This window comes from Echinicola pacifica DSM 19836 (assembly GCF_000373245.1).
Classification (GTDB): Bacteria; Bacteroidota; Bacteroidia; order Cytophagales; family Cyclobacteriaceae; genus Echinicola; species Echinicola pacifica.
Map to the genome: position 1 here is coordinate 710,669 of NZ_KB890738.1, position 25,242 is coordinate 735,910.

Consider the following 25,242-nt stretch of genomic DNA (forward strand, 5'->3'; position numbering starts at 1 on the left):
TTGATTTTTAATGAAAGTTGTAAAATCCTTTTTATTTCTGGGCCAATAAAAAAAAATCCCCGCTGGAATGTTCGTCCAACGGGGAAATATAGGGGGTATTATTGAATACTTTATTTGGTAATAATTCCTATTTCTGCAAAAGTCGCAGAATTTCCATCAAGGGTTTTCGTAGCCTTCAGACGTATATATCTGGCTGGGCTGCTTGCAAAGCTAATTTTCTGCTCGATAGGGCTGTTGGCAATATTTCCAAACTCACCTTTGCTTACTGTTTTCCAGTTTTTGCCATCCTGACTCACTGCAAACTCATAGTTTTGGATTACTCCATTCAGGTATCGGTTTTGCATGGGCATATAGGTGAAGCCTTTTACTGCTGCCTGCTTGCCGAGGTCGATGATGGCCATATTATCCTTGGAAGAATAGAAAGTGCCATAATTTTCATCGATAAGCTGCTCAGGCTTTTCGCCTTCACTGAGGACCTTCCAGTCTCCCTTGGCCATATCCAGGTCCAGGCGGCTGATTTCGCTGGTCTTACCAGATTTCTGATCGATGGCTAGTGCATTTATGGTATGAGGTTCTGTCACAGCAAAGGGCCCGGAATAGCTGGTGGAGCTCTTGCTAGGCTCAGTGCCATCGGTGGTATAATAGATGTCCACGCCTTGGTCAGGCACTTCCAGGCTTACCATTCCCTGAGGATTTCTCTTTACGATCGGAGCCACGACCACATTGGGCGCATTATAAATCCCCATTTCGCTGATAAGCGGAACTGACTTGGCATCGGTGACCGTAAATCGCAAGGCGCTGGTGGTAATTTCTGGAAGCCTTAAGATTCGCTTATAGCCGATAGTGGTTTCATTGGCTATTTCTTCCCAGCCCTGATCGGTTTTCACCTCCAGTGTGAAGGCTTTTACGCGCTGGCCAAGAGGGATATATTCCTGAACCAGGAAACGATTAAATGCCGTGGGCTCGTCGAAAGTCATAGTGATACTTCCTGAAATCTCCTCATCGCCCATGGTCCAGTAGGTCTCTGGTTTCTCATCAGCAATCAAGTCTGCGGTGTATCCATGTCCTCGGTCCGAGGAAGATTCGATGCTGGCCAGGTTGTTTATAAGGTTTTCTGCAAAGTCTTCCTTGATTTTGGCGGCTAATTTAAGGACCTGCTCTGCATCTTTTTCATGGATCAGACCACGCTGGTCCACAGGGAAGTTGAGCAATAAGGAGCCATTTCGGCCGATACTCTCATAATAAATATCTAAGAGCTGTGGTAAAGTTTTTACTTTATGGTCTTCGTAAGGGTGATAATACCAGCCCGGTCTGATGGATACATCCACCTCAGCAGGTACCCAGTGAGTTCCATTTTCTTGTCCGGAGGAATATTCCGGAGCGTATTCCGGCATACCGCCATATACTTCGTCACGCATCAGGTTAGACCAGGTGGTGGGATAAGCATGGCCTTCTTCATTGCCCACCCAGCGAATATCTGGGCCAGCATCAGAGAATATAACCGCATTAGGCTGAAGTTCACGGATGATTTTATAGGTGTTCTCCCAGTCATAATACGTTTTTTTATCCACTCGTCGGTCCTCATTGGCACCGCCATAATAGCCCGATCCGCCATTGGCACCGTCAAACCATACTTCGAAAATATCCCCGTAATTGGTGAGCAGCTCCCTAAGCTGGCTGCGGAAAATATCGATATATTCAGGGGTACCATAGTGAGCATTATTACGATCCCATGGAGAAAGATAGACGCCAAACTTTAGCCCATATTCCTTACAGGCATCAGCAAGCTCTCTAAGCACATCGCCCTCCCCATTTTTCCAAGGGGAATTTTTTACAGAATGCTCGGTAGTGGCCGTTGGCCAAAGGCAAAATCCGTCATGATGCTTGGCAGTGATGATGATTCCTTTCATGCCTGACTCTTTCGCCACCTTCGCCCACTGACGGGCGTCGAGTTCCGAGGGATTGAAAATTTCTGGCTTTTCATCCCCTAAGCCCCATTCCATATTGGAAAAAGTGTTGATGTTGAAATGGATAAAAGCATAAAATTCCAAATCTTGCCAAGCCAGCTGGCGCTCCGATGGTGTGGGCTCCACGGGACTCGGTGGGGCCGAGGTTTTGGGTTGGCAAGATATTGCCAGCAATAGAAGTGCTATATACTTATTCATAATAAAGGGTTTTTAGAATATAGGTTTAACCTTCAATATACTAAGATTATAGCATTGGCAATTTGTATTTTACCCATTTCAGCGAAGAAATAAAGTAGAAATGCAAAAATAGTACAAGTATGAAGTCTTTTTCTTTTTTTAGCTCAAGCGATGATCCATAGCAGGGAATTTCCAGTTATATAATTATAGTGTAATCCTATATAATTACCTTTAAGCGTACACCAACGAATAATTACTTTTACCAGATGAAACTATCCTATTTATTAAGTACCCTATTGATCCTATTTATTACCCCAAGCTTTTCTTATGCTCAAAGTATCATTTTTATAAAAGATGCTGATTCTGGCGAGCCCATCTCTGGGGTACGGGCGAGCATCAGCAATGGTACGGCGGCCTTTAGCGATGAGCAGGGAAAAGTGACTTTTGATTTAGAAGAAAAATCCAAAATCACGCTCAGCCATCTGGCATATGAATCCAGTTCTCTGGATCTTAGCCAAGGCCAATCTTTGACTTTTAGGATGAAGAAAAGAACGACCCAACTGTCAGAGGTCGTCGTTTCTTCTTTTGGTACCGAGCGTTCCTTATTGAATCAAGCCGCCTCCGTCAGCAAGATTGAGGAAGCAGACCTATATCGCTTCAACGAGACCTCTATGGTGAATGCCTTCAATACCAAGCCCGGGATTCGTTTTGAGGAGCGGGCACCGGGGAGTTACCGTATTTCCATAAGAGGGAGTTCTTTACGGGCGCCTTTTGGAGTGAGGAATGTGAAGATTTACTGGGATGGGATTCCTTTTACAGCGCCGGATGGGACCACTGCTTTGAATATATTGGACCTTACGAATACGGATGGGGCTGAGGTGATCAAAGGCCCGGCAGGAAGTATCTATGGTGCCGGCAATGGCGGGGTGATCAGCTTTACCCAAAAAGAGGTCCAAGAAAACTCAGCCGAGGTGGAGGCCATGGGCGGAAGCTATGGCTTGCAGAAATACCGGGTTGCGGTCCGGCAGAAAACCGAAAATGGGAGTCTTTCTGCGAGTTTTGTGAAGCAGAAATCAGATGGTTATCGGGAGCATAGCGCACTCGACCGCTCTGTATTACAGGTGTCAGGCCAATTTAATCCTTCCGACCGCCAGGAGCTCAGAACACAAATACTCTATTCCGATCTATTCTATGAGATCCCCGGGGGACTAAACGCCGACCAATATGCTGAAAATCCTCAGCAGGCCCGCCCGGGTTCTGCCAATCAAAATGCATCAATAAAGCAAAAAACGCTTTATGGTACCCTCGTTCATGCCTATGATATCAGTAGTAAATGGGCCAATCAGACCTCCTTATATATTCAAACTACCGATTTCGAAAATCCCTTTAACCTAGATTATAAAAAAGAAACGCAGTACGGATATGGTGGACGAACTAAATTTACCCTGGACGATAAGTGGGGCCAGTTTCCCGTGCGGATGATTGTGGGTGGGGAATATCAATTTGCCAATACCAGTGCGCAGAATTTCGGCAATCGAAATGGTCAGGCCGATACCATTCGGTTTTCAGATGATTTGCTGGCCAGTCAAGGCTTTCTCTTTCAGCAGCTCGAAGTGAGTTGGACATCGACAATATTAATGACGGCAGGGCTAAGTGAAAATTTCTCTCGATTTGACATTAATAGAACGGTGGATGCCAGCACAGGGCTGCCTTATGAGGTAGGCAGAACTTTTGACCCAGTGCTTGTTCCTAGAATTGCCATTTCGGCTCAGCTAAATGAGAAGTCTTCCGTATTTGGGAGTATCAGCTCGGGATTTTCTCCTCCTACTATTGATGAGGTAAGGACGAATGAAGGTAGTATCAATTTGGATCTGGACCCCGAGAGAGGTACCAATTATGAAACGGGCTATCGTGGGGCATTTTTCGAGAATAACCTTCGGGTGGAGGGAAGTTTGTTTTATTTCAAGTTAAACGAAACCATCACCACTTATACCAATGATCAAGGCGTGGTACTCTTCAGAAATGCTGGGGCCACGGATCAGAAGGGCTTTGAGGCCAAGGTGGATTACGACCTGATCCATAGTCCGGGTTCCTGGCTGCAAGGATTACGAATAGGCCATGCTTATTCTTATCACCACTTCAGGTTCAAGGATTATTACGATGGTGGCGAAGACCTATCTGGCAATAAGCTGACCGGTGTGCCCCCCAATAACCTGGTGAATACGCTAGACCTGCAGACAATATCCGGTCTTTACCTTAATTTCACCTACCAATGGGTGGATAGCATTCCGCTGACTGATGACAATTCGGTGTTCCAGGATCCCTATCATCTGGCAAACCTTCGTATAGGCTGGAGAACACGTATAGGCGAGGCCTGGACGATGGAGGCTTTTGCAGGAGTGGACAATTTGCTCGATGAAAAGTACAGTTTGGGGAATGATCTCAATGCTTTTGGTGGTCGCTATTACCAGCCAGCTGCAGCTAGAAACTATTATGGCGGGCTGAAATTCAGACTGGCTTATTAAGAGGCTGGTGTTTTTGGTCCTTAGGACTTAATCACGAGAAGGAAAATCCAAAATTTGCTATAAGGTATTATAAGGGAGCGAGGAAACTTAGCAGAATATACTCCTTCCTATTTTTTTCTATAGTGGTGGGCAGCCGGAAGACATGGCTTTATTCAATAGTGATAGGCTATGCTGCGGCCGGGTTTGTCTATAATTGCAGCAATCTCTTCCAGCCTCAGCTTCACCAGCTTCAATGGCTGATGAAGAGGCATAGCCAGACAATTATTTGCATGGCTGAGCCCAGGCCGTCCATCCCTTAGCTGATTTTTTATTATTGGGAATAGGGATAAGTGAGTTTTCCTTTAGGAGATCTTGACCATTTGCTCGATCAGCTCCCGTTTTTCTTGCAGAGCCATGAGCAATAAGGCTTGATTTTTGGCTCTATCAAAGTTCTGCATTGGGTATTTGATAGGGTAATAGATATTTCCATTGAGGTAGTCGGTGAGGAAGCGTAAGCCCATGATGCAGGCCATCATCTCACCCCCAAAGGTTAATGAGTCAATCTCCTCCGGGCTGAGGACTTCCTGCAGAGCTTCTTGAAATCCCTGCAAAAGTGCCTCATATTTGTCGAGGTCAATATTTACCTTTTCCCAATCGGTGGAGGACTCCTCCTCGGTACAGGCGACAGTTCTCACCAAATCCCCAAAATCATAAAATACATATCCACCCATCACGGTATCAAGGTCGATGACCGCATTGATTTTGGTGAAGTCAGCATCATAGATGACATTATTGATTTTGGTGTCGTTGTGGGTGACTCTCCAGGGTAGGATCTCGGTATATCTTCTATATTTTCGAACAAGTAGCACTTGTTTCTGGTAAAACTTCACCCAGTGCATCAGTTCGTCTGTTTTTGGTACCTGGGAGGCTTTTAGTGCATTTTCAAACTGGCGGTATCGCAGAGCGAGATCATGGAAACCATCTATTACTGGAATCATCTGATCACCACTTAGAGAGGCACAGGCTTTTATAAATTCCCCAAAAGACTTAGAAGCAAGATAAGCTTGATGGGGTGTTTCGGCCGAATTGATACTTAGCCCATTTACAAAGGGGAATAGCCGGAATAGCTCTCCATTGAGAGTGGCAAAGGATTCTCCAGTGATGGTGGGGATAGGCAAGGGCAGCTCAAAAGGCAAATGTTGACCTTCTAAAGTTTTTTGAACGGCCTGAAGATTCGCCCCGATGCGGTCGGGATGAGTAAATACCGCTTTATTAAATCCCTGCAAAATAAATTTTTTGCTGGGGGTGTATAGGAAAAATGTTTTGTGAATATGTCCTGAACCATAAGGCTTGAGCTCTATCACTTCTTCGTCTATGCCGTACATTCCTAGGAGCTGATTGGTAATTAATGCCATTTCCTGCGGAGAATAAGGAGAATCTTTCATGATTTTGGTAGTTACTGCCAAATTAGAATTTGGATTCCATTTTGAAATCTAAATAAGTCATTATTATATTAGCGGTTGTAAATACAAAAGAGTTTGAAAGTTTTTGTATCTAAAAACGAACCCAAAAATAAAAAAGGTTTACTAAAATTGTATCGTTTCGTTAATAATTATTTTCTTTGGGGAAATAAAATTAAAGAGTAGCAACATACTTTTTTTTGTAATTATTGAATTTATGAATACATTAGTAAAATTTCTTTGATAAGTACGCTTATAAAAGTGTAAAATTTTATAAAACTAAAAATTATAGTTAATTCGAATAAGATTGAGTATTATCACATTGATTTCGCAAACACTTATAGTAATATAATATGAACATTTCACCATTAGACTGGGGCATAATAGCCGCCTTCTTTATTATTTCCTTGCTCATAGGGTTGTTTACATCAAAATCTGCGGGGAAGAGTTCCAAGGACTTCTTTCTTTCTGGGCGTAATATGCCCTGGTGGCTTTTAGGTGTATCGATGGTTGCGACGACCTTTTCGGCAGATACACCAAACTTAGTTACGGACATTGTCCGGGTAAACGGGGTTTCCGGCAACTGGGGCTGGTGGTGTTTCCTACTGACAGGTATGCTAACGGTATTTGTATATGCCAAGTTGTGGAGGAGATCAGAGATCACCACGGATTTGGAATTTTATGAACTCCGGTACGGCGGCAAGCCGGCGGCTTTTCTGCGAGGCTTCAGAGCGATATATCTTGGTGTATTCTTCAATATCATGATTATGGCCACGGTTTCCCTTGCAGCGATTAAGATTGGCGGGGTGATGCTAGGTTTAACCCCAGTACAGACCTTATTGATCGCTTCTATAGTAACTGTGATTTACAGTTCCCTTGGAGGTTTGAAAGGTGTTTTGCTGACCGATTTCTTCCAGTTTTTTATTGCAATGGCCGGTGCTATTGGCGCGGCAGTATATATCCTGGACCTTCCTGAAGTAGGATCTTTAGAGAATCTGCTAGCTCACCCGAATGTATCGGATAAGCTATCTTTCTTTCCGGATTTTAATAATATGAATGAGGTCATTCCTTTATTGCTTGTGCCTATCGCCATCCAGTGGTGGGCCACCTGGTACCCAGGTGCAGAGCCAGGAGGAGGAGGGTATATCGCCCAGCGTATGCTTTCTGCCAAGGATGAGAAAAATGCTATTGGTGCCACTTTGTTCTTTAATATTGCCCATTATGCATTGAGACCTTGGCCGTGGATTATCATCGCTTTGGCTTCCTTAGTAGTATTCCCGGAGATCAGTGACCTTCAAGCGGCCTTTCCGCATATGCCAGCAGATAAGGTTGGAAATGACCTTGCCTACTCAGCTATGCTGACCTACTTGCCTCCAGGCTTGATCGGTATCGTCCTTGCTTCATTGATCGCAGCGGTAATGTCCACACTTTCGACTCACCTCAACTGGGGATCGTCCTATGTGGTAAATGACTTCTACTTACGCTTTGTAAAGCCTGAGGCTACCGATAAGGAGCTCGTAAACGTGGGACGTATCTCCACTGTATTATTGATGGCCTTTGCAGCACTTCTGGCCCTTGCGCTGAGCAATGCCCTGGAAGCATTCAATATCCTTCTGCAAATCGGTGCTGGTACCGGTCTCATCTTTATCTTAAGATGGTTCTGGTGGAGAATCAATGCTTATACTGAAATATCAGCAATGATCATCTCCTTCCTCGTAGCCTTATTCTTCGAAGTGATCAACCCTAAGATTGGTTTGATCTCTATCCCGGAAGGAATGGAATACCTTAAGCTTCTTTATGGAGTGATGGTAACCACCGCTACCTGGCTGACCGTTACCCTGGTGACTAAGCCCGAAGATGATAAGGTGCTGAAGACGTTCTACGAAAAAGTGAAACCAGCAGCTTATGGATGGAGAAAACTATTGAATAGACATCCGGAGATCGAAGCAGAACAAGGTCAGTTGCCATTCGAAATTGGTCTTATGGTGGCTGGGTCTATCGCGATTTATTCCGCGCTATTCGCTATCGGATTCTGGTTGTATGATGATACCATCCCTGCCATACTGGCCTTTACGGTCAGTACCATAGGATTTGTGATTTTATTTAGAGGCTGGGGCAAGATCAAATTGTTCTAGAATCTTATATCAATAAATATCAAAGCCCTTCTATACCTCGGTATGGAAGGGCTTTTTGATTTAATAAGAAATATTTTTTTACCTGATCTAATACCTTTATCACTTTCCAGTCCTTAGCATAGCAATAGTGGAACCTTAGAAGCTTCTGCTCAATAGGTGTGTATAGGTACAGCCCTTTTTTTACTAGGACCCTGAGCTTAGCGTAATTTGTACTCTATTCCTATTTAGAATTTACCCCTTGGGGAATGAAAATTATAGTATTATCAAGCCTATGAAAGGTCAACGACTGATAGGTGCTTCCCTTAGCCGAGTAGGTAAACTGCTACAAAATTGGGGAGGCTCGGCTTTAACAAGTATGAGTTATGGGGAGGATTTTTTTTGGTAATAAATAAATGGTTTTAGTAGAAAAGTAGATTATTCTGAATTTCTAAAATCCAAGCCTTATTTCTCTATCATTTTGATGAAGGGTCGCCCTGAAAAATAGGCCAAATTTAAGCGCAAAAGCATCCAAAAAATTTACCCTAATTTTATCCACAAATATCAACAGTTATCCACAGTCTTGATTTAGGTAGGCTTAAGTTGCAGTGGATCAGTTAGTTATATGGTTTAGCAAAATAGCCATTTTGTGGATAAAACCCTGAAAATGAATTTTTTATCAGAATAGCCCCTGTGGGCGAAAGTGGATAAAGGTCAAAACAAAATTTTATTCTTTTACTCTCGTTGTTGTCGGATGAGGCGCGTCCTATAAGCGTTGAAAATCCTGGATTTACTAATGAAGCCCAGATACCTACCATTATCTACCACCGGTAGATTCCAGGCACCCGACTTTTCAAATTTATCCATGACCTCACGCATACTTTCGGAAGGCTGGATGGTGTCTGGAGGACTGTGCATCAGCTGCCTGATCTGCACGATTTCTTGTTTTTCCTTGTCAAACATAATATCACGGATATCATCTAAAGTGATGATCCCATTGAGGGTGCCTTTTTCATCCACTACCGGAAAGACATTCCGATTGGAGAGTTTTACCAGCCCACACAGGTCCTTGAGCAGGGCATCTGGATGGATCGGCAGCAGGTCTTTCTCCATTATCCTACGAATATCGATAAGCCCGAGCACTTCCTCATCCTTAGTTTCAGGGATATGCTTGCCTTGCTCAATAAGCTGATTTTTATAAAGGCTATTTTTATCAAAATAATTTGTGGTGGCCAGAGAAATCGCAGACACCAGCATCAGGGGCACAAAAAGTTCATAACCTCCCGTCACCTCTGCGATCAGGAATATCGCGGACAGTGGCGCATGCTGTACCCCACTCATCACCCCACACATGGCCACCAGGGTAAAATGGGCCACGGGAATGGGGATATATATTCCTAGGAAGTTATTGGCGTAGGCATAGAGAAAACCGGTAATGCCTCCCACAAATAAGGAAGGTGCAAATATACCGCCGCTACCCCCACTGCCAATCGTCAATGCTGCTGCTATGGGCTTGGCAAAGATGATGAATAGAAGGTATAATAATATGAAATAGGAATTATTGATCTCAGAGAAGAAAGGACTTCGGTTTAGCAAGACATTAGGATCGCCCTGAATCAGTGAATTTAGCGTGCTATACCCTTCCCCATAGATGGATGGGAAGAAGAATATAATCAAACCAAGGAGAGCACCACCGTATAGGATCTTCAGCCACGGGTTGGTCAGGCGATCGAGCATTTTCTCGGTCTTGAGCACGGCCTTGATAAAATACACCGAAATAAGCCCTGTGATCACTCCTAAGAAGATATAGAATGGGGTGTGCGCAGCAATAAATTCCCCCGAAAGGTTAAAATGGAAGAGTGGATCGTTTCCGATTAGGATCATACTGGTGAGTGATCCAAGTACGGAGGCGATCAGCAGCGGAATAAAGGAGCCCACATTGACTTCCATCAGGATTACCTCAATCGCAAAGATCACCCCTCCAATGGGGGAACCAAAGATCGCCGATATGCCGCCAGCTGCCCCACATCCGATCAGGATATTTCTTTTCTTGGAGTTTAGGTGCATCAGGGAGCCGGAATTGGAGCCTATGGCGGAGCCTGTGACCACGATGGGAGCCTCTAGTCCTACGGATCCTCCTAGTCCTACCGTCAGGCAGGAGGTGATCACGCGGCTGTACATCTTTACCTTTGGGATGACACTTTTTTTCTTGGAGATATTATATAGGATCTCGGGTATGCCGTGTCCACCATAATCATTGACGATGTACTTGCCCACTACATAGGTGAGGAATATACCGACCAGGGGATAAAGAATAAAAAAGAAGTTGGCGTATTCGATTTGAAACCCTTCGATGAGCCAATGCTGTATTCCGTGGACGGAGACTTTTAGGATCACCGCTGCCAGCCCGGTAAGGATACCGATGACCCCACTGAGAATTAAAACAAAATTCTTAGTGCTAAGATGCTTAAGTCTCCAGATTAAAAATCGGGTAATAATGTCTTTTGCCAAAACGGTAAGTTATTCTATCTCTATAAATTGCGGTGATGTTTAGGTCGATGGGCTTGAGTCTGATAATTAACTCCAAAATTAACTATTATTTATGATCCTATCCTAATGAAATCAGGAAGTTAAGTGTTGCTTAGTGACTTTTGGCTTCATTCCAAAAAATATCCATTTCGGCCAAGCTCATATTTGCCAAATCTTTACCGGCTTTACGTGCAGCTTCCTCCAAATATTGAAATCGATGGATAAATTTTCTATTGGTTTTCTCTAATGCCTCCTCGGGATTAATATCGACAAATCTCGCATAGTTGATCAAGGAAAAAAGTAAATCTCCAAACTCGCCGCTGGCTTTTTCCTTTTGCTGTTCTCCGGACTGGTCCATTTCGGCTTTGAACTCTCCCATTTCTTCTTCCACCTTTTCCCATACCTGCGCTTGGTCATCCCAGTCGAAGCCTACTCCTCGGGCTTTTTCCTGGATTCTCATGGCTTTGATCAAGGCGGGAAGTGATCGGGGTACTCCGCCAAGGACACTGGTATTGCCCTTTTCGGTGAGCTTTATTTTCTCCCAGTTCTGCTTCACGGCTTCCTCATCATCGGCCTGGGTGTCGCTATAGATATGGGGATGTCTTCTGATGAGTTTTTCGCATAATCCGTCGATGACGGTGCTCATATCAAAGGCTCCTTTCTCTGAGCCTATTTTGGCATAAAAAACAATATGGAGGAGGATATCTCCCAATTCTTTTTTGATCTCTTCCAGATCATTATCTAATATTGCGTCCGAAAGCTCAAAAGTTTCCTCAATAGTCAAATGTCGGAGGCTATCGATCGTTTGTTTCCTGTCCCAGGGACATTGCTCGCGGAGCTCATCCATTATGGTAAGCAGACGGTCAAATGCTTCAAGTTGTTGTTTTCTGGAGGAAATTTCAGACATAAGAAACAGGGAAACTATTTGGATCGTGAGGACGTTTTCAAAGTATTACGTAAATTTGGGCAAATTAATTGGATATGGCAACACTATATTTGACTTTAGGATTTCTAGCTTTGTTTTTCATAATGATGTCTGTAAGGCTCATTTTCCTGAAAAACGGACAGTTTAAGGGCACATGCGCATCACAAAATCCCTTCCTTAATAAGGAAGGTGAGTCATGCAGCTATTGCGGCAAAAAGATGGACGATGGAGAAAAATGCGGAAATCCAGACTCGGAAGTAAACAAAGTAATGGCAAAATTTAAATAATAATCGGGTCTGGAATTAATTTTTCAGACCCTGGATTTTTTATTATTACATCAACTAAACACATTTTATAGTGGCATTAATCAAGTCAATTTCCGGTATTCGCGGAACGATCGGTGGCAAGTCTGGAGAAGGTCTTTCTCCAATAGACGTAGTCAAATTTACTTCTGCATATGGGGCATGGATACTCGAAAAAACCGGGAATCCACGCGTTGTGGTCGGGAGAGACGCCAGGATTTCTGGAGAAATGGTGTCCAAATTGGTCACCGCCACGCTACAAGGCTTGGGCATCCACGTGATCGACCTAGGGCTGAGTACCACCCCAACGGTGGAATTTGCCGTGCCTCTCGAAAAAGCCGGTGGAGGCATCATCCTTACCGCTAGCCATAACCCCATTCAGTGGAATGCATTAAAACTCCTAAACGACAAAGGGGAATTTATCTCTGACCTCGATGGTCAGGAAGTTCTCGAAAAAGCCGAAAAGGAGGACTTTGAATTTGCAACAGTAAAAAACCTCGGTAGCTATACCACCAAGGACAATTATATTGACCTGCATATAGAGCACGTACTGGGCCTAGACCTGGTGGACAAGGAGGCTATCGCCGCCGCTGACTTCAGCGTAGTGATTGACTGCGTCAATTCTACCGGAGGACTGGCGCTGCCAAAACTCCTGGAAGCACTGGGCGTGACAAAGGTCGAAAAGATGTATTGTGAGCCAGATGGCCACTTTCCTCATAATCCTGAGCCTCTGCCAGAGAACCTGCGTGATATCTCCAGTAAACTAAAAAATGGTAAATTTGACCTCGGAATAGTGGTCGATCCCGACGTGGATCGTCTGGCTTTCCTTACAGAGGATGGATCTCCCTTTGGCGAGGAATATACCTTGGTAGCCGTGGCCGACTATGTCCTGGCGCATAGCCCGGGCAATACCGTGTCCAATCTCAGCTCCACTCGCGCGCTCAGAGATGTGACCGAAAAGCATAAAGGCCAATACAATGCCGCTGCTGTGGGTGAGGTCAACGTGGTGAATAAAATGAAGGAAACCAATGCTGTGATCGGCGGCGAGGGAAATGGTGGAGTTATCTATCCGGCCTCCCATTATGGTAGAGATGCTTTGGTTGGGATCGGATTGTTCCTTAGCCATTTGGCTAAATTTGGCAAAACAACCAGCAGGTTGAGAGCTTCTTATCCAAATTATTATATCTCCAAAAATAAAATTGAACTGACAGCTGATATAGATGTAGATGCTATCCTGGATCAGATCAGTAGAAAATATAGCAAGCAGCCCATCAATACCATCGATGGGGTGAAAATTGAGTTTGAGAAAGAATGGGTTCATTTGAGAAAATCAAATACCGAACCGATTATCAGAATTTATTCTGAATCAGAGTCCAAAGCGACTGCAGACCACCTCTCCAACAAGTTGATTCTTGATATTAAAGAGGTGATTTCCGCAGGGAAATAAGTAATTACAACCCATATATAGTTAAGAGAATGAAAGTGTATTTAGACAATGCTGCCACCACGGCGATGGATCCAAAGGTGCTGGAAGCTATGCTGCCTTATTTAAGTCAGTATTATGGCAATCCGTCCTCTGTTCATTCACATGGGCGGGAAGTACGAAGCGCCATTGAGCGATCCAGGAAAAAAGTAGCGGAAATCCTCAATGCTAGTCCTGGGGAAATCTTTTTTACTTCCGGAGGCACAGAAGCTGACAATACAGCCTTGGTTTGTACCCTGGATTCTTATGATATCAAACATGTGCTGACCTCCCCACTGGAGCATCATGCGGTGCTGCATACACTGGAAGAATGCCATAAACGTGGACATATCACTCTGGACTTGGCTCAGGTCAACGAAAAGGGGGAGATCGATATGGATCATCTTACCGACTGGGTGCGCAAACACCCTAAAAGTCTCGTGTCTATCATGCATGCCAATAATGAAATAGGTAATATAAACGATATCGAAACCATAGGAGCAGTATGTCGTGAATATGGCGTATTCTTCCATTCCGATACGGTGCAGACCATGGGGCATTATACTCATGATCTCAAAACACTTCCTATCGATGCCCTAGTGGCGGGAGGGCATAAATTCCACGGACCCAAAGGTTCTGGGTTTTTATACCTCAATAAGAAAAATAAAATCAGACCCTTTATATATGGCGGGGCTCAGGAAAGAAGCATGCGAGGGGGAACCGAGAATGTATATGGTATCGTGGGCATCGCTAAGGCGCTGGAGCTGGCCTATGCTGAGATGCATGAGCATCAGGTCCATATGGAAGCGCTAAAAGATCGATTTATCCATCAGCTAAGAGATGCCATCCCAGAGGTGTCCTTCAACGGACTATCTGCTGATCTCTCCAAAAGTCTATATACCGTCCTGAATGTGAGCCTGCCACCTTCGGAAGAAAATAGCGGTATGGTGCTCTTCAATTTGGACCTCCATGGAATCTCCGCTTCGGGAGGTTCGGCATGCAGCAGCGGCGCCACCGTAGGCTCCCATGTTTTGCAGGCTCTAGGTGCGTCCGCGGAGAGAGATTCTGTACGCTTTTCATTCAGCAGGTTTAATACCGCTGAGGAAATCGACTATACCGTAAGCAAACTCAAAGAAATGTACAGCGTCACCGTCTAATAAAATAGGGAATGGTGAAGGCTTTAGAGGCTGACCTAGGTGAATTAGACCTTGGTCAGCCTTTTGTTTTTTTTATAAGAATACCCTCGCTTCATTGAGGGAAATAGTAATAATATCCCTCCAGCATCTATGCTTCGATACAGCCCCTTCTTTTGGAGGCTTGTGAATGAGAGATCTTCCTCACAGAGGTTTAAGTCCACAAGTGGCGAGGAATGCCCATGGATCTGCTTTTGCCGTTCCCCAAGACTTAATCTGAGGGATTTCTTCCCGAGATGACTTTAGCAAACAAAAATTTATTGTTTAATTCCAAGGTTTGAGGTGTGTTGATAAAATCAGTTGATGCCATTTCTACTACTGGAAATAGTCCTTTCATCTGCCCCTTGCAGGAATTCAAAGTAGCCCAGGTTCCGATTATCGGATAGTTTAGTTTAAGGCTCAAGGGATTTCTGACCTTACGCCTAGAATGATAATATATATGTACACACTATAATTAAGGCTATTGGCTTGATTTCACAAGCCATATACTTTTCACTTCTTTTGATCGCGAGATCCATTTTGATAATTGGAAGGTATTTGACCAATGGCCCAGAAGGAATCTTCCATTTAGTGGTAAGGGCTTATCCCTTCATTATGTTTAGGGCTAGATTTTTTCCATTTTTCAAGTAATTATAAGGCAAAAGGAAACACATTCATTTTAGAAAAGTATTTCTTCCGCTATGATAATAAGGATATTATTTTACCCTCTCGGTTTCTTCCTGGTGTGGAATTTTAAAATTTCATAATGAGCATAGATTTAAGCGTTAGAGATAGTAGTGGAAAGCCCGCAGCGAAGTATGAGCGAGGACTTGTAACGGATAGCTCGACCCTTGTGGTAACGCCCAAAAAAAATCCCGAACTTTGGAGTTGTGCATAAAGTTGGGGGAATTTCTAAGTCAGCAAGTTTAGAAATGACGATACTGGGCTACGGACTTAGTGCTGCGCAAATTAGAAATTCAAGTGGAAGTATGGTATCGATGGGATCAATGGGAATGAAACTGCCTCTTGTAGCTTTGCTTAGGCATTTTTTACTTATTATTAAAGGTTGGGCTCAAGGAGTCAGCCAAGTATCCATCCTTTAGTCAATGCTCTTTAAAAAGGCAATTTGCTTAGATCTACATTGCCGCCAGAGAGTATGATGCCTATGTTTTTGCCTGCAAAGACTTCTTTGTTGGCTAAAAGTGCTGCTAGGGGAACTGCGCTGCTTGGTTCTATTACTAGCTTTAGGCGCTCATAGATCAGGCGCATGGCGGATACGATCTCTTCTTCGGAGACGGTAAACACGTCCTTTACGTGGGTTTTGATCAGCTGAAAGGTGATATCTCCCAGTGAGGTCATAAGCCCGTCTGCGATCGTCTTTGGTTGATATACGGGGATGAGGCTTCCGGCGCGGAAACTCTGCCAGGCATCATTGGCTCCTTCAGGTTCTCCGGCATAGACCTTGGCTTTCTTGTTTAGATAATGGGTGACCAAGGCGGTGCCTGCTAATAATCCTCCGCCTCCCACGGGAGTCAGGATGCTATCAAAAGCTATATTTTCTTCCCACATTTCCAAGGCGCAAGTCGCTTGGCCCTCGATGATGTCCATATGATTATAGGGGGGAATGAAAGTCGCTCCCGTTTCATTCACGACCTTAATCAGCATTTCTTCCCTTGCTGCTAAGGTGGGCTCACATTCGATAATTTCGCCGCCATAGGTCCGTACCGCTGCTTTTTTGATTTCTGGCGCGGAGGAAGGCATGACGATATAGGATTTTACCCCCACCTTGGTGGCGGCCCGGGCGAGTGCTGCGGCATGATTGCCACTGCTATGCGTCGCAACGCCATTTGCCCTTAGGTTTCCACTTAACTTCAACACCGCATTGGTCGCTCCACGTGCTTTAAAAGCACCAACTTTTTGGAGGTTCTCACATTTGAAGTAAATTTGGCAGCCAGCGATCGCGTCGATTGCCGCACAGGTCTGCAAGGGCGTGCGGTGGATATAGGCCCGGATCCTCTGATGTGCTTGTTGGATATCCAATAACTGCGGAATATTATGTTTTTCCATAAAGGCTTAATATAATAAATAGAACCTATAATATGCGATTTTAAGTAATTAACCTTGATGATTCCTTCCGATAAAAATACCATAAATCTGCCAAAGGCCTTTCCCCTATTAGGAGGCCACTTTTCCGCTGCTCAAGGCATGCCCTTGGACCTTACTGCGGCAAATAAAGAACTCCAAAAAGTTAATCTAGACGATACGGCGCTATTTTCTAGTTTTATCTTCGACAGCCTTGCTTCTCATGGCAAGCAGTTTGGCTATGGCGGCTATTTGGAGCCAAGGGCAATTTACCATCGAAGTGCCGTTTTTGGTACTGAGCCGCAGCATATGCGCTCCATCCATCTGGGTCTCGATGTATGGGCGCCCGCCGATACAGCCGTTTATGCACCTTGGGATGGGGAGATTCATAGTTTTCAGGATAATGATGAATTTGGTAATTATGGGCCTACCATCATTCTCAAACATCCTATTGGATCAGAAACGATCTATAGCCTATTTGGGCACCTGTCGAGAAAGGACCTGGCAGGGATATATGTGGGGATGAAGGTCCAGCAAGGAGATGCGCTGTGCACCATCGGTCCCTTTCCCGAAAATGGAAACTGGCCGGCCCACCTGCATTTCCAATTGATCAAGGACCTGCAAAATAATAGCGGTGACTATCCGGGAGTATGTACCCCTGCCGAAAAAGACTTTTATCAGGAGAACTGCCCAGACCCCTTTTCGATCCTGTTTCCCGATGGACTTGAGGAATAATGGACGACTAGACTGGTCCAAGTACCTTAAGGCTTTTTGGCCCACCCTTCAGTGATAATGGATCTGATATAGCTTTGCGGTCTGCTCTGATACTCTCCCATAGAATCAGGTATTTTTAATAGTGAGCAAGTACTGTGGTGGACACTGAGGATTATAGTAGGTGATTTCTACCTTTAAGAAGCGTATTATGCTTGGGTTTTTTCCGTAAAGACAAATTCATTGCCGATATTACAAGTCAATCTTCCAAGCATTTCTCTTATGTCCAGGATCAGGATATTATTTATAAGTCTATTTTTAATTTCGGCTATTCCCTCCATTGCGCAGCATACCAAAGCGGATAGCAGCAAAAGCATCGAGAAAGCGGTGGATATTAGTGTCATGCCTTTTCTGAGTTATAATCGAAATATGAAGGTGATGTTTGGCGCCATCCCCATGGCCATGTATCGTCTCAATCCTTTAGATACCATTTCTCCGAAATCTCTTACTGGCTCTTCGTTGGTATATACTACCAATGGCAGTTATTTCTTTACCCTCTTCAATCGCTGGTATATTAAGGAAGATCAATGGCGATTTAAGTTATTTGCCCTTGCTGGAGATCACAATTCACAGTTCTTCACCGAGGATGTGGAGGTGCCTGGCTTCTATGATTACGGCACCAAAACGTATGTGATCAGCGCGGGTGCGCAGCGGAAAATTTGGTCGGGAATATATGGGGGGCTTAGCTATACCTATGCCCATCATGACACCGAATATGAGGACGATGTAAACCCTCCCAGCACCATACGCAATAATGGTCTGGAGCTCAATTTGATGATGGACACCCGGGACGCAGTTTATTATCCCACCCAAGGCATCAAAAGCAAACTTCGCTGGATAAACTATGGTGAATGGTTTGGAAATGAAGTAGGGGCCAATAAAATATTGACGGAGTACAATACCTATTACTCTATGCGGGATAAACAAGATGTACTTGCTGCCAGGTTTTCGGGCAAATTTGGCTTAGGAGATATCGCCTTTGAGCAGCAGCAGGTGATCGGAGGAAAGGACATTCGTGGGTATTCTCAAGGACAATTTCGTGGAGATGGTTTGCTGGCTTTGCAGGGTGAGTATCGATATAATTTCAATCCCAAAATGGGCATGGTGGGTTTTGCCGGAATGGCCACCATCTATGGCTCAGACACCGAGAGTTTCAACTGGAAGCTCTATCCTGGCGCGGGTATCGGCTATCGATACCGTGCCTTCAAAACAGTGAAATTCAATATCGGCATTGATGCGGCAGTGGGCAAGGACGATTGGGGAGTGTATTTTAGGATCGGGGAGGCTTTTTGATCACAGTGCCAGCGCCCGGCCATCTTATCATGGATTGACAATGGCATGAGCTTAGAGGAAATTTAGTCTAATATGCCCCTTTGGGGTAATAAAGAGCATTGTTTTTGAGGGACAATTCATCTGTATAGCAAAATTCACCTGATCATGAGCGACCTATTTCAAATCATCCTTTATGCAGGATTTTCGGGTATCACGGTTTTTATTGGGGGATTGCTGGGCAAGGGTTTCAGCCATCATATCAAAGAACCGCAGGTAAAGGAGAAAATCACCCATACTGCCATCGCCTTTGGGGGTGGGATTATCCTTTCGGCCGTCGCCTTGGTACTTATTCCCAAGGGCTTGGAAGAGCTAGAGCTGTTGCCACTGTTATTGAGTTTTAGTGCAGGGGCGATTCTGTTTTTTCTCGCCGAATCTTATCTTTCCAAAAAGGGGGGAAAGGTGGCGCAGCTGCTGGCCATGCTTATGGATTTTATCCCGGAATCTATCGCCTTAGGAGCCCTCTTTGCCAATGACCGGACCACGGGAACGCTACTGGCGATCTTTATAGGCCTCCAAAATCTCCCGGAATCATTTAACTCTTATAGGGACTTGGTCAGAAGTGGCTTTACCATCCGCAAAACCCTTTGGATCTTGTTTTTCCTGAGCTTCGCTGGAATTGCGGGAGCCTTGGTGGGACATTTCTTTATGAGGGATCAGCCAGCAATCACCGCGCACCTTATGGTCTTTGCCAGTGGTGGAATATTATACCTTCTCTTTCAGGACATTGCGCCGGCAAGTAAAATGAAAAAGCAGAATTGGGCCGCCTTAGGGGCTTGTTTGGGATTTTTGGTGGGAATGATAGGGGAAAAAGTGATGTAGAATTTATAACTTGCGGCCATGAATTCTACCTATTTTGAGGACCAATCCTTTGATCAAAATCTCTGCGCTATTCCTTTTCCCATTGGTGATTATGATGGATGTACCTTTACAAAGTGTAATCTGAGCAATGAGGATTTGAGAAACTGTAAGTTTATCGATTGTTCATTTACCGACTGTGACCTGAGCAACGCCCAGATTCAGTATGCTTCCTTCCAAGGGGTCACTTTTAAGAATTGTAAGCTCTTTGGAATGCATTTCCATAAATGCGATCCCTTACTTATCACTCTTTCCTTTGAAGATTGCCAGCTGGATTATAGCTCCTTTTTCAAATTGAAAATGCAGAAGACACCTTTCCTTAACTGCCGATTACGTCAGGTAGATTTTTCTAATGCAAACCTCATGGGCAGTGATTTCTCAAAGTCGGACTGTACGGATACAGTTTTTGACCAGACCAATCTTATACAATGTAACTTCCAGTCGGCAGAGAATTTCTCTATTTCACCCGACAAAAACCAAATCAAAAAGGCGAAGTTTTCGCAGCATAATCTGGTCGGCCTTCTGCACGGATTTGGGATAGTGATACGCTAGGGCCTATTTGGCTTGGCTAAAGGTACCCGTGAAGACATTCACGCCAGTGGGCATAGGATTTCCATTGGCTCTTCTCAGCGTGGCGATCTGACCTGAGTGCCATAAAGCATCCGCCAAAGGGCCATTGATGAAATTCCAAAAAGGAAATTTGCCGCGTACCATAATGGCCGAAAGCTCTTCATCAGAGAGGCTCAGCATCTTTTGGTAGGTATCATCAAGCATAAATAAAGTCTGATCTCGAAGCTGTTGGATCTCCCCGGCTTCCACAGTGGCTGGCTCATTTCCCGTTATCGTCTGATACATCAGGCTGCTGAGGCCATGGATATGCTGGATGGTTTCACCAATGCTCCGTCCGTCACCTTCTATCGCAAAAGGAAAATCCTCTGAACGCAAATCTTCCGTGGCATACCTGAATCGGAAGCCTAGAGTTTCGACCATCCTTGCAGAAACTGCTGATGCTGTATATTCCTGAGGAACCTCACTGATATCCGAAAAGGGAATTTTTCTTGTCATTTCTCCAGTTTGAGCGGTGGCCGTTAGCACGGCAATACTATTTATCAGTACTAAAATAAGTCCAAATGTCTTCATTGTAATAGAGGTAGCTGCTTAAGGAAATATATTTTGTTAAATGGTATAATTACTACTCAAGCTTGTCCTAATCCCAAAAATGCATGACCTACACTAATAGTCAAAGCCATAATCTGGCGATCACTTTATAGGAATGGATATCAGCGTTTAGAATTTCTTAGGGCTTCTTCGGGATTTTAGATTCTTGACCAGAATGAAATCAAGGCGCAAGTTAAGGCTTTCAGGTGCAAAGCCGATCAAATACATTAAATAATCTAAAGACCTATGGAGCTCAGCAGTACACTTTTAACTTCTGATAAGCGTCTCGGACTTCAGTGTATAGGAGATTAGGGAAATAAGGTAGTTGCTGGGGTTCTACCCTAAATCGCCCTTCTCTGGGCTAGAAAGGACGATTTAGGGTAAAATAAGAATTCCTTTAGCTTATTATTTGGATGAAAATAGGGTAGGCTTGAAAGTAATCATGGTCCAGGCCCAGTTTTGAATATGGCTTCTATCTCCTCCGCGAAGGGCCTCCATAGTAGGGCTGGCAAACATCTGCGAATAGCCAAGGTTCCAGCTCACGGCATCCGCCAGCTGCAGGCTATAGACGAGGTCGATTTCCGTTCCCATGCTTTTGCTTAGCAATTGTCCATTGGTGTCAAACTGCTCCGAGCCGGTCATGAACTGATGAAGATGTCCTTGCAAGCTTCCTTTGCCTATTTTCCATTTGGTTTTTAGGTATATATCATTGACTCCTACCGCTCCGTTGGCATTGCCCACAAAGAAATAATCCATAAAGCCGTTGAAGGCATGGTTGGTGCCGAAATCCGGGCTGAAGTTCGTGTTTTTGCCATCACTGAGATCTCCATCTCCGGAGATATATTCGATGCCAAGGGTCAATGGCGTCAGGCGTGTAGAAACAGTAGCATTGATACCTGCCAGGAAAGCACTTACATCATTGGCACCCTGAGCGCCAGACTGGAAGTAAAAGTCCCCCGCTAGCTGCACAGCTCCCGCTTTGGTGCCCCCGATAATACCAAAAGTCTGCTTATTAGATACCGTGCTGTCCATATTTTGAAAGCCTGCATTGAGCGCGAGTAGGGAAAGCTTGCTATTGTTCCAATCCTTATGGAACCAGCCATATTGCATGGTTTTATAATTTCCATTTACACTGTAAAAATTAGCTCCATCAGCCTGCAAAAAAGCTGGTTCGGCCACATCATCATCCTGATTATACGCCAGGCCAAGGTGAAATTTGGTTTTGCTGGCCTCATCTTCATACATGATCAGCATGGCATCATGACGACGCCCCTGCTGAGCCCACTCAAGTCCACCAAGAAATCGCTCATTATCATAGGCAAGAATTTGCCTGCCGACCTTGACAGACCATTGATCCGAGAACTGGTATCTTCCCCAGCCCTCACTCAGGAAGGTATTGCCGGGCTCACGTTTATAGATTTGGGGCGTCTCGCCCCAAATACGAATGTCCTGAAAAGCCAATTTGAAGGAGAAATTAGATTGGGAATAGTCTATATATAACCGAGACCGCTGTTCGGTGAAGAAGGCTGGGTCCTTGCTATCATCCGTCAAAGTCTTGAAACCATTTCGAAATTCAGTCCTGGGACGGACTTCGGCAGAGACTTTAACTTGAGCATGACTTTGAATAATGGCCAAGCCCAGGCCTATGAGAGTCAGAAGGTAAAACTTTTTCAATTGCATAGCTGAAAGTTTATAGATTAAGAAAATAAGTAAATATACGTAATATCGAGAAGGGCTAAGACTTGGGTTAAGGCTGTTAATTGTATTTAAGGCTATAATGTCTTATAAAAGTAATTTTTAAATACGTAAAAATACGTATTATACGTAATTTATTTTAAAAAAAATATTCACTTTCCTAGTATAGTACTTCGGGTGGTGACAAATGGCGGTATAATTCTAATAAAATCCCTCAGGAAAATTTGACTGGGGCTGATTTCATTATTTTTTCACTAAGGGCTTGGATTGCACAGAGGATCAAAATCTGCTCTATTTCGGAGATAGGCGCCTAGCAACTGTATGGCCTATATTTTGTTTCAAAAAATTGTATATAATACCCTGAAAAATGAGTAATATTATTCTAGCATCTAAAACCTCTCCGCATATGAACGCCTACGAAATCATTATCCGCCAGGCCACGATGAATGATATGGCCATGATTCAGCAGTTATTTGTAGAAACTATCCAGAGTTCCTGCAAGAATGATTATTCAGAAGAGCAGTTGGTCGCTTGGATCTCCACAGTGGTAAACCTCGACCGATGGAGCATGGCTCTTAGTGAGGAGTACTTCCTAGTGGCAGTAGATGAGGGCAAGGTCGTGGGTTTTGGAGCCTTAAAGGACGGCAATTACCTTGATTTTATATATGTCGATCAGACATACCAGCGTCATGGCTTGGCCGAAAGGCTGCTCCACGCACTGGAAAATGAAGCCCTAAAGCAAAATTCCACTAGTATCACCACCGATGCCAGCAAAACGGCGGTTCCTTTTTTCACTAAAATGGATTACCAGCATGTCCATGAGAATAAACGAACCATCAGTGGCATGGAAATAATTAATTACCGCATGGAGAAGTCATTTTGATAAAAGAAGTAGCCAAGGTTATTCACCCTAGCCCAAGCACCATTTATCAGCATTAAATCTATGTATTGCTATAATATCAGCAGCCCTTCCTCATTCGGGTGTCCCCGCTTCTAGTTCCATAGTGCCGATATAGAAATTGCGATCTACCTGAAGTTGGTCCGCGCCAAATAGGTCCGTAATGGTCTTCCAGGTAGTACTAGGGTAAAGCCAGGTGACTTCCTCACCCAATTCCACCTTGACAGGCATATTGAATCCGGGAATTGCATTTTCCCATCGGTACATCAATTGCCCTTGCCGGAAAGCATAGCTAAGAATAGGGATACGAACATCCCTCAGATACTGATCAAAAACCAAGCTGAGGTCCCTGCCAGCGTTTTGGCTGATATACTCTTCCACCTGTCTGCTGCTTACGGTCTGGTGATAAAACTCCTCATTCAGCCCTCGCAAAATGCTGCGCCACTGTGCATCATCATCGACGATCTGACGGAGCGTATGCAGCAGATTGGCTCCTTTATAATACATATCCCCCGAGCCTTCATAGTTGACGCCATAGGTGCCGATCACTGGTCGATCATTATTGATGGCCATGCGGGTGCCGATCACATAATCCTCCGCAGCCTGCTTTCCGTAGTGAAAGTCTAGGAATAAATTCTCGGAATAGGCCGTGAAGCCTTCGTGGATCCACATGTCCGCCACATCCTTATTGGTAATATTATTGGCGAACCACTCGTGGCCAGATTCATGAATAATAATAAAGTCAAACATCAGTCCCCAGCCTGTGCCGCTGAGATCACGACCCAGATAGCCCTTCATAAATTGATTGCCATAGGTGACGGAGCTTTGGTGCTCCATGCCCAGGTAGGGTGCCTGTACCAGCTTGAAGCCATCTTCATAAAAGGGGTAGGGGCCAAACCAGTATTCGAAGGCCTCCATCATTCTTTTGGCATCCTTAAATTGTTCCTTTGCCTGCTCCAGATTATCCTTAAGTACATAATAGTCCATTTTTAGAGGGCCTTTTTCACCTTGATAGACCTCGCCAAAATGCACATAATCCCCAATATTGATATTGATTCCGTAATTATTGATCGGATTTTTCACTTCCCATACATAGGTTTTGGTCTGCTTCTCCGGATGAGGGATGGTTTCTATCAGTTGACCATTGGATACATCCATTAGGTTTTCGGGTACTTCCACTTTCAGTAGGGCGCCTTGATCAGGTTCGTCGGAAGGATGGTCCTTATTAGGCCACCAGACGCTCGCACCTATGCCCTGATTTGCATTGGCAATAAATGGCTTACCATTTGTATCCTGGACCCAGGTGAGGCCTCCATCCCATGGAGGACGCTCCGCCACGATGGGCGCGCCCTCGAAGGAAAAGGTAATCTCATAGGTCTTACCCTCTTTTTGAGTTTGCTTAAGCAAAATAAAGTGCGCATTCCCATCCTGCCGAATGACCAATTCCTCCCCTTCCTGAACGGCCCTGGTTAATTTCATAGGTGCTTGCAGGTCGATCTGTAGCTCTTTGGTCTGCTTATTTATCACCTTATACTTCATAGTATTATGGCCTGCCAGTGTCTTGGAGGCAGGAAAAACCTCAATATCCAAGGTATAATGGAGCAGGTCCCACCAGGCACGCTCAGGAGTAATGCTCCCTCTTAAGGTGTCCTGCCGGGTGAAGGTACCCGAATGGGGAAATAGCTGTGCATTACTGATTTGAGTGCTCAATAATACGATTATTCCTACAAGAAAATTTTTCATTGTCTCTGCTTAACTTAATAAATACAAAATGCCTATTTAATACAGGCTATTTAATCAATATATCTAAGAAATAGAAGCTAAATAGGAAACTAAGGCCAT

General features: G+C 44.4%; 18 protein-coding genes. 10 read left to right on the forward strand and 8 right to left on the reverse strand.

Annotated features, from left to right (window positions below; genetic code table 11):
• Window positions 1-110: 110 nt before the first annotated feature.
• Complete coding sequence (locus tag B050_RS0102980) at window positions 111-2,165, reverse strand: alpha-L-fucosidase (RefSeq protein ID WP_018472395.1); 2,055 nt, start codon at window positions 2,163-2,165, stop codon at window positions 111-113.
• 245 nt (window positions 2,166-2,410) lie between these two features.
• On the opposite strand from B050_RS0102980, the gene B050_RS0102985 reads away from it, so the two are divergent.
• The gene (locus B050_RS0102985; RefSeq protein ID WP_018472396.1) at window positions 2,411-4,669 is read left to right on the forward strand and encodes a TonB-dependent receptor family protein; all 2,259 of its coding nucleotides are present in this window, start codon (window positions 2,411-2,413) and stop codon (window positions 4,667-4,669) included.
• 341 nt (window positions 4,670-5,010) lie between these two features.
• On the opposite strand, the gene B050_RS0102990 is transcribed toward B050_RS0102985, so the two are convergent.
• A complete protein-coding gene (locus B050_RS0102990; protein ID WP_018472397.1) occupies window positions 5,011-6,093 on the reverse strand; it encodes a phosphotransferase enzyme family protein in 1,083 nt (360 codons plus the stop codon).
• A gap of 368 nt (window positions 6,094-6,461) precedes the next feature.
• Here B050_RS0102990 and B050_RS0102995 point away from each other — a divergent pair, with 368 nt between their 5' ends.
• Window positions 6,462-8,243 (forward strand): sodium:solute symporter family protein, encoded by a 1,782-nt coding sequence (locus tag B050_RS0102995; RefSeq protein WP_026235584.1) that lies wholly within the window; start codon window positions 6,462-6,464, stop codon window positions 8,241-8,243.
• A gap of 711 nt (window positions 8,244-8,954) precedes the next feature.
• Here B050_RS0102995 and B050_RS0103005 read toward each other — a convergent pair.
• Both B050_RS0103005 and mazG read right to left on the reverse strand, forming a co-directional pair.
• Window positions 8,955-10,730, reverse strand: coding sequence for a chloride channel protein (locus B050_RS0103005; protein WP_018472402.1), 1,776 nt, complete (start codon window positions 10,728-10,730; stop codon window positions 8,955-8,957).
• A 130-nt stretch (window positions 10,731-10,860) separates the two neighbouring features.
• On the reverse strand, window positions 10,861-11,655 hold the full coding sequence (gene mazG / locus B050_RS0103010) for a nucleoside triphosphate pyrophosphohydrolase (protein ID WP_026235585.1): 795 nt from the start codon (window positions 11,653-11,655) through the stop codon (window positions 10,861-10,863).
• A gap of 74 nt (window positions 11,656-11,729) precedes the next feature.
• On the opposite strand from mazG, the gene B050_RS0103015 reads away from it, so the two are divergent.
• From B050_RS0103015 to B050_RS0103025, 3 genes are all read left to right on the forward strand, one after another.
• Window positions 11,730-11,960: a hypothetical protein gene (locus B050_RS0103015; protein ID WP_018472405.1), complete on the forward strand. Its 231-nt coding sequence runs from the start codon at window positions 11,730-11,732 to the stop codon at window positions 11,958-11,960.
• Window positions 11,961-12,030: 70 nt separating this feature from the next.
• Window positions 12,031-13,422: a phosphoglucosamine mutase gene (gene glmM, locus B050_RS0103020; protein WP_018472406.1), complete on the forward strand. Its 1,392-nt coding sequence runs from the start codon at window positions 12,031-12,033 to the stop codon at window positions 13,420-13,422.
• A gap of 29 nt (window positions 13,423-13,451) precedes the next feature.
• The gene (locus tag B050_RS0103025) at window positions 13,452-14,594 is read left to right on the forward strand and encodes a cysteine desulfurase family protein (protein ID WP_018472407.1); all 1,143 of its coding nucleotides are present in this window, start codon (window positions 13,452-13,454) and stop codon (window positions 14,592-14,594) included.
• 1,128 nt (window positions 14,595-15,722) lie between these two features.
• Here B050_RS0103025 and B050_RS0103035 read toward each other — a convergent pair.
• A complete protein-coding gene (locus tag B050_RS0103035) occupies window positions 15,723-16,676 on the reverse strand; it encodes a threonine ammonia-lyase (RefSeq protein ID WP_018472409.1) in 954 nt (317 codons plus the stop codon).
• Between the two features lie 57 nt (window positions 16,677-16,733).
• Between B050_RS0103035 and B050_RS0103040 the strand changes: the two genes are divergently transcribed.
• From B050_RS0103040 to B050_RS0103055, 4 genes are all read left to right on the forward strand, one after another.
• Window positions 16,734-17,426 carry a peptidoglycan DD-metalloendopeptidase family protein gene (locus B050_RS0103040; protein ID WP_018472410.1) on the forward strand — a complete coding sequence of 231 codons (693 nt, stop codon included), beginning with the start codon at window positions 16,734-16,736 and terminating at the stop codon, window positions 17,424-17,426.
• A 258-nt stretch (window positions 17,427-17,684) separates the two neighbouring features.
• Window positions 17,685-18,755: a BamA/TamA family outer membrane protein gene (locus B050_RS0103045; protein ID WP_018472411.1), complete on the forward strand. Its 1,071-nt coding sequence runs from the start codon at window positions 17,685-17,687 to the stop codon at window positions 18,753-18,755.
• Between the two features lie 144 nt (window positions 18,756-18,899).
• Complete coding sequence (locus B050_RS0103050; RefSeq protein ID WP_018472412.1) at window positions 18,900-19,613, forward strand: ZIP family metal transporter; 714 nt, start codon at window positions 18,900-18,902, stop codon at window positions 19,611-19,613.
• An 18-nt stretch (window positions 19,614-19,631) separates the two neighbouring features.
• Window positions 19,632-20,201 (forward strand): pentapeptide repeat-containing protein, encoded by a 570-nt coding sequence (locus tag B050_RS0103055; protein WP_018472413.1) that lies wholly within the window; start codon window positions 19,632-19,634, stop codon window positions 20,199-20,201.
• A 3-nt stretch (window positions 20,202-20,204) separates the two neighbouring features.
• Here the strand turns inward: B050_RS0103055 and B050_RS0103060 are convergent, their stop codons facing one another.
• Window positions 20,205-20,714, reverse strand: a complete 510-nt coding sequence (locus B050_RS0103060) for a hypothetical protein (protein WP_157492502.1) — start codon at window positions 20,712-20,714, stop codon at window positions 20,205-20,207.
• 498 nt (window positions 20,715-21,212) lie between these two features.
• Window positions 21,213-22,487, reverse strand: a complete 1,275-nt coding sequence (locus tag B050_RS0103065; RefSeq protein ID WP_018472415.1) for an alginate export family protein — start codon at window positions 22,485-22,487, stop codon at window positions 21,213-21,215.
• A 421-nt stretch (window positions 22,488-22,908) separates the two neighbouring features.
• Here B050_RS0103065 and B050_RS0103070 point away from each other — a divergent pair, with 421 nt between their 5' ends.
• Window positions 22,909-23,385 (forward strand): GNAT family N-acetyltransferase, encoded by a 477-nt coding sequence (locus B050_RS0103070; RefSeq protein WP_157492504.1) that lies wholly within the window; start codon window positions 22,909-22,911, stop codon window positions 23,383-23,385.
• Between the two features lie 90 nt (window positions 23,386-23,475).
• Here B050_RS0103070 and B050_RS0103075 read toward each other — a convergent pair whose 3' ends face one another.
• Window positions 23,476-25,143 (reverse strand): M1 family metallopeptidase, encoded by a 1,668-nt coding sequence (locus B050_RS0103075; protein ID WP_018472417.1) that lies wholly within the window; start codon window positions 25,141-25,143, stop codon window positions 23,476-23,478.
• Window positions 25,144-25,242: the final 99 nt, after the last annotated feature.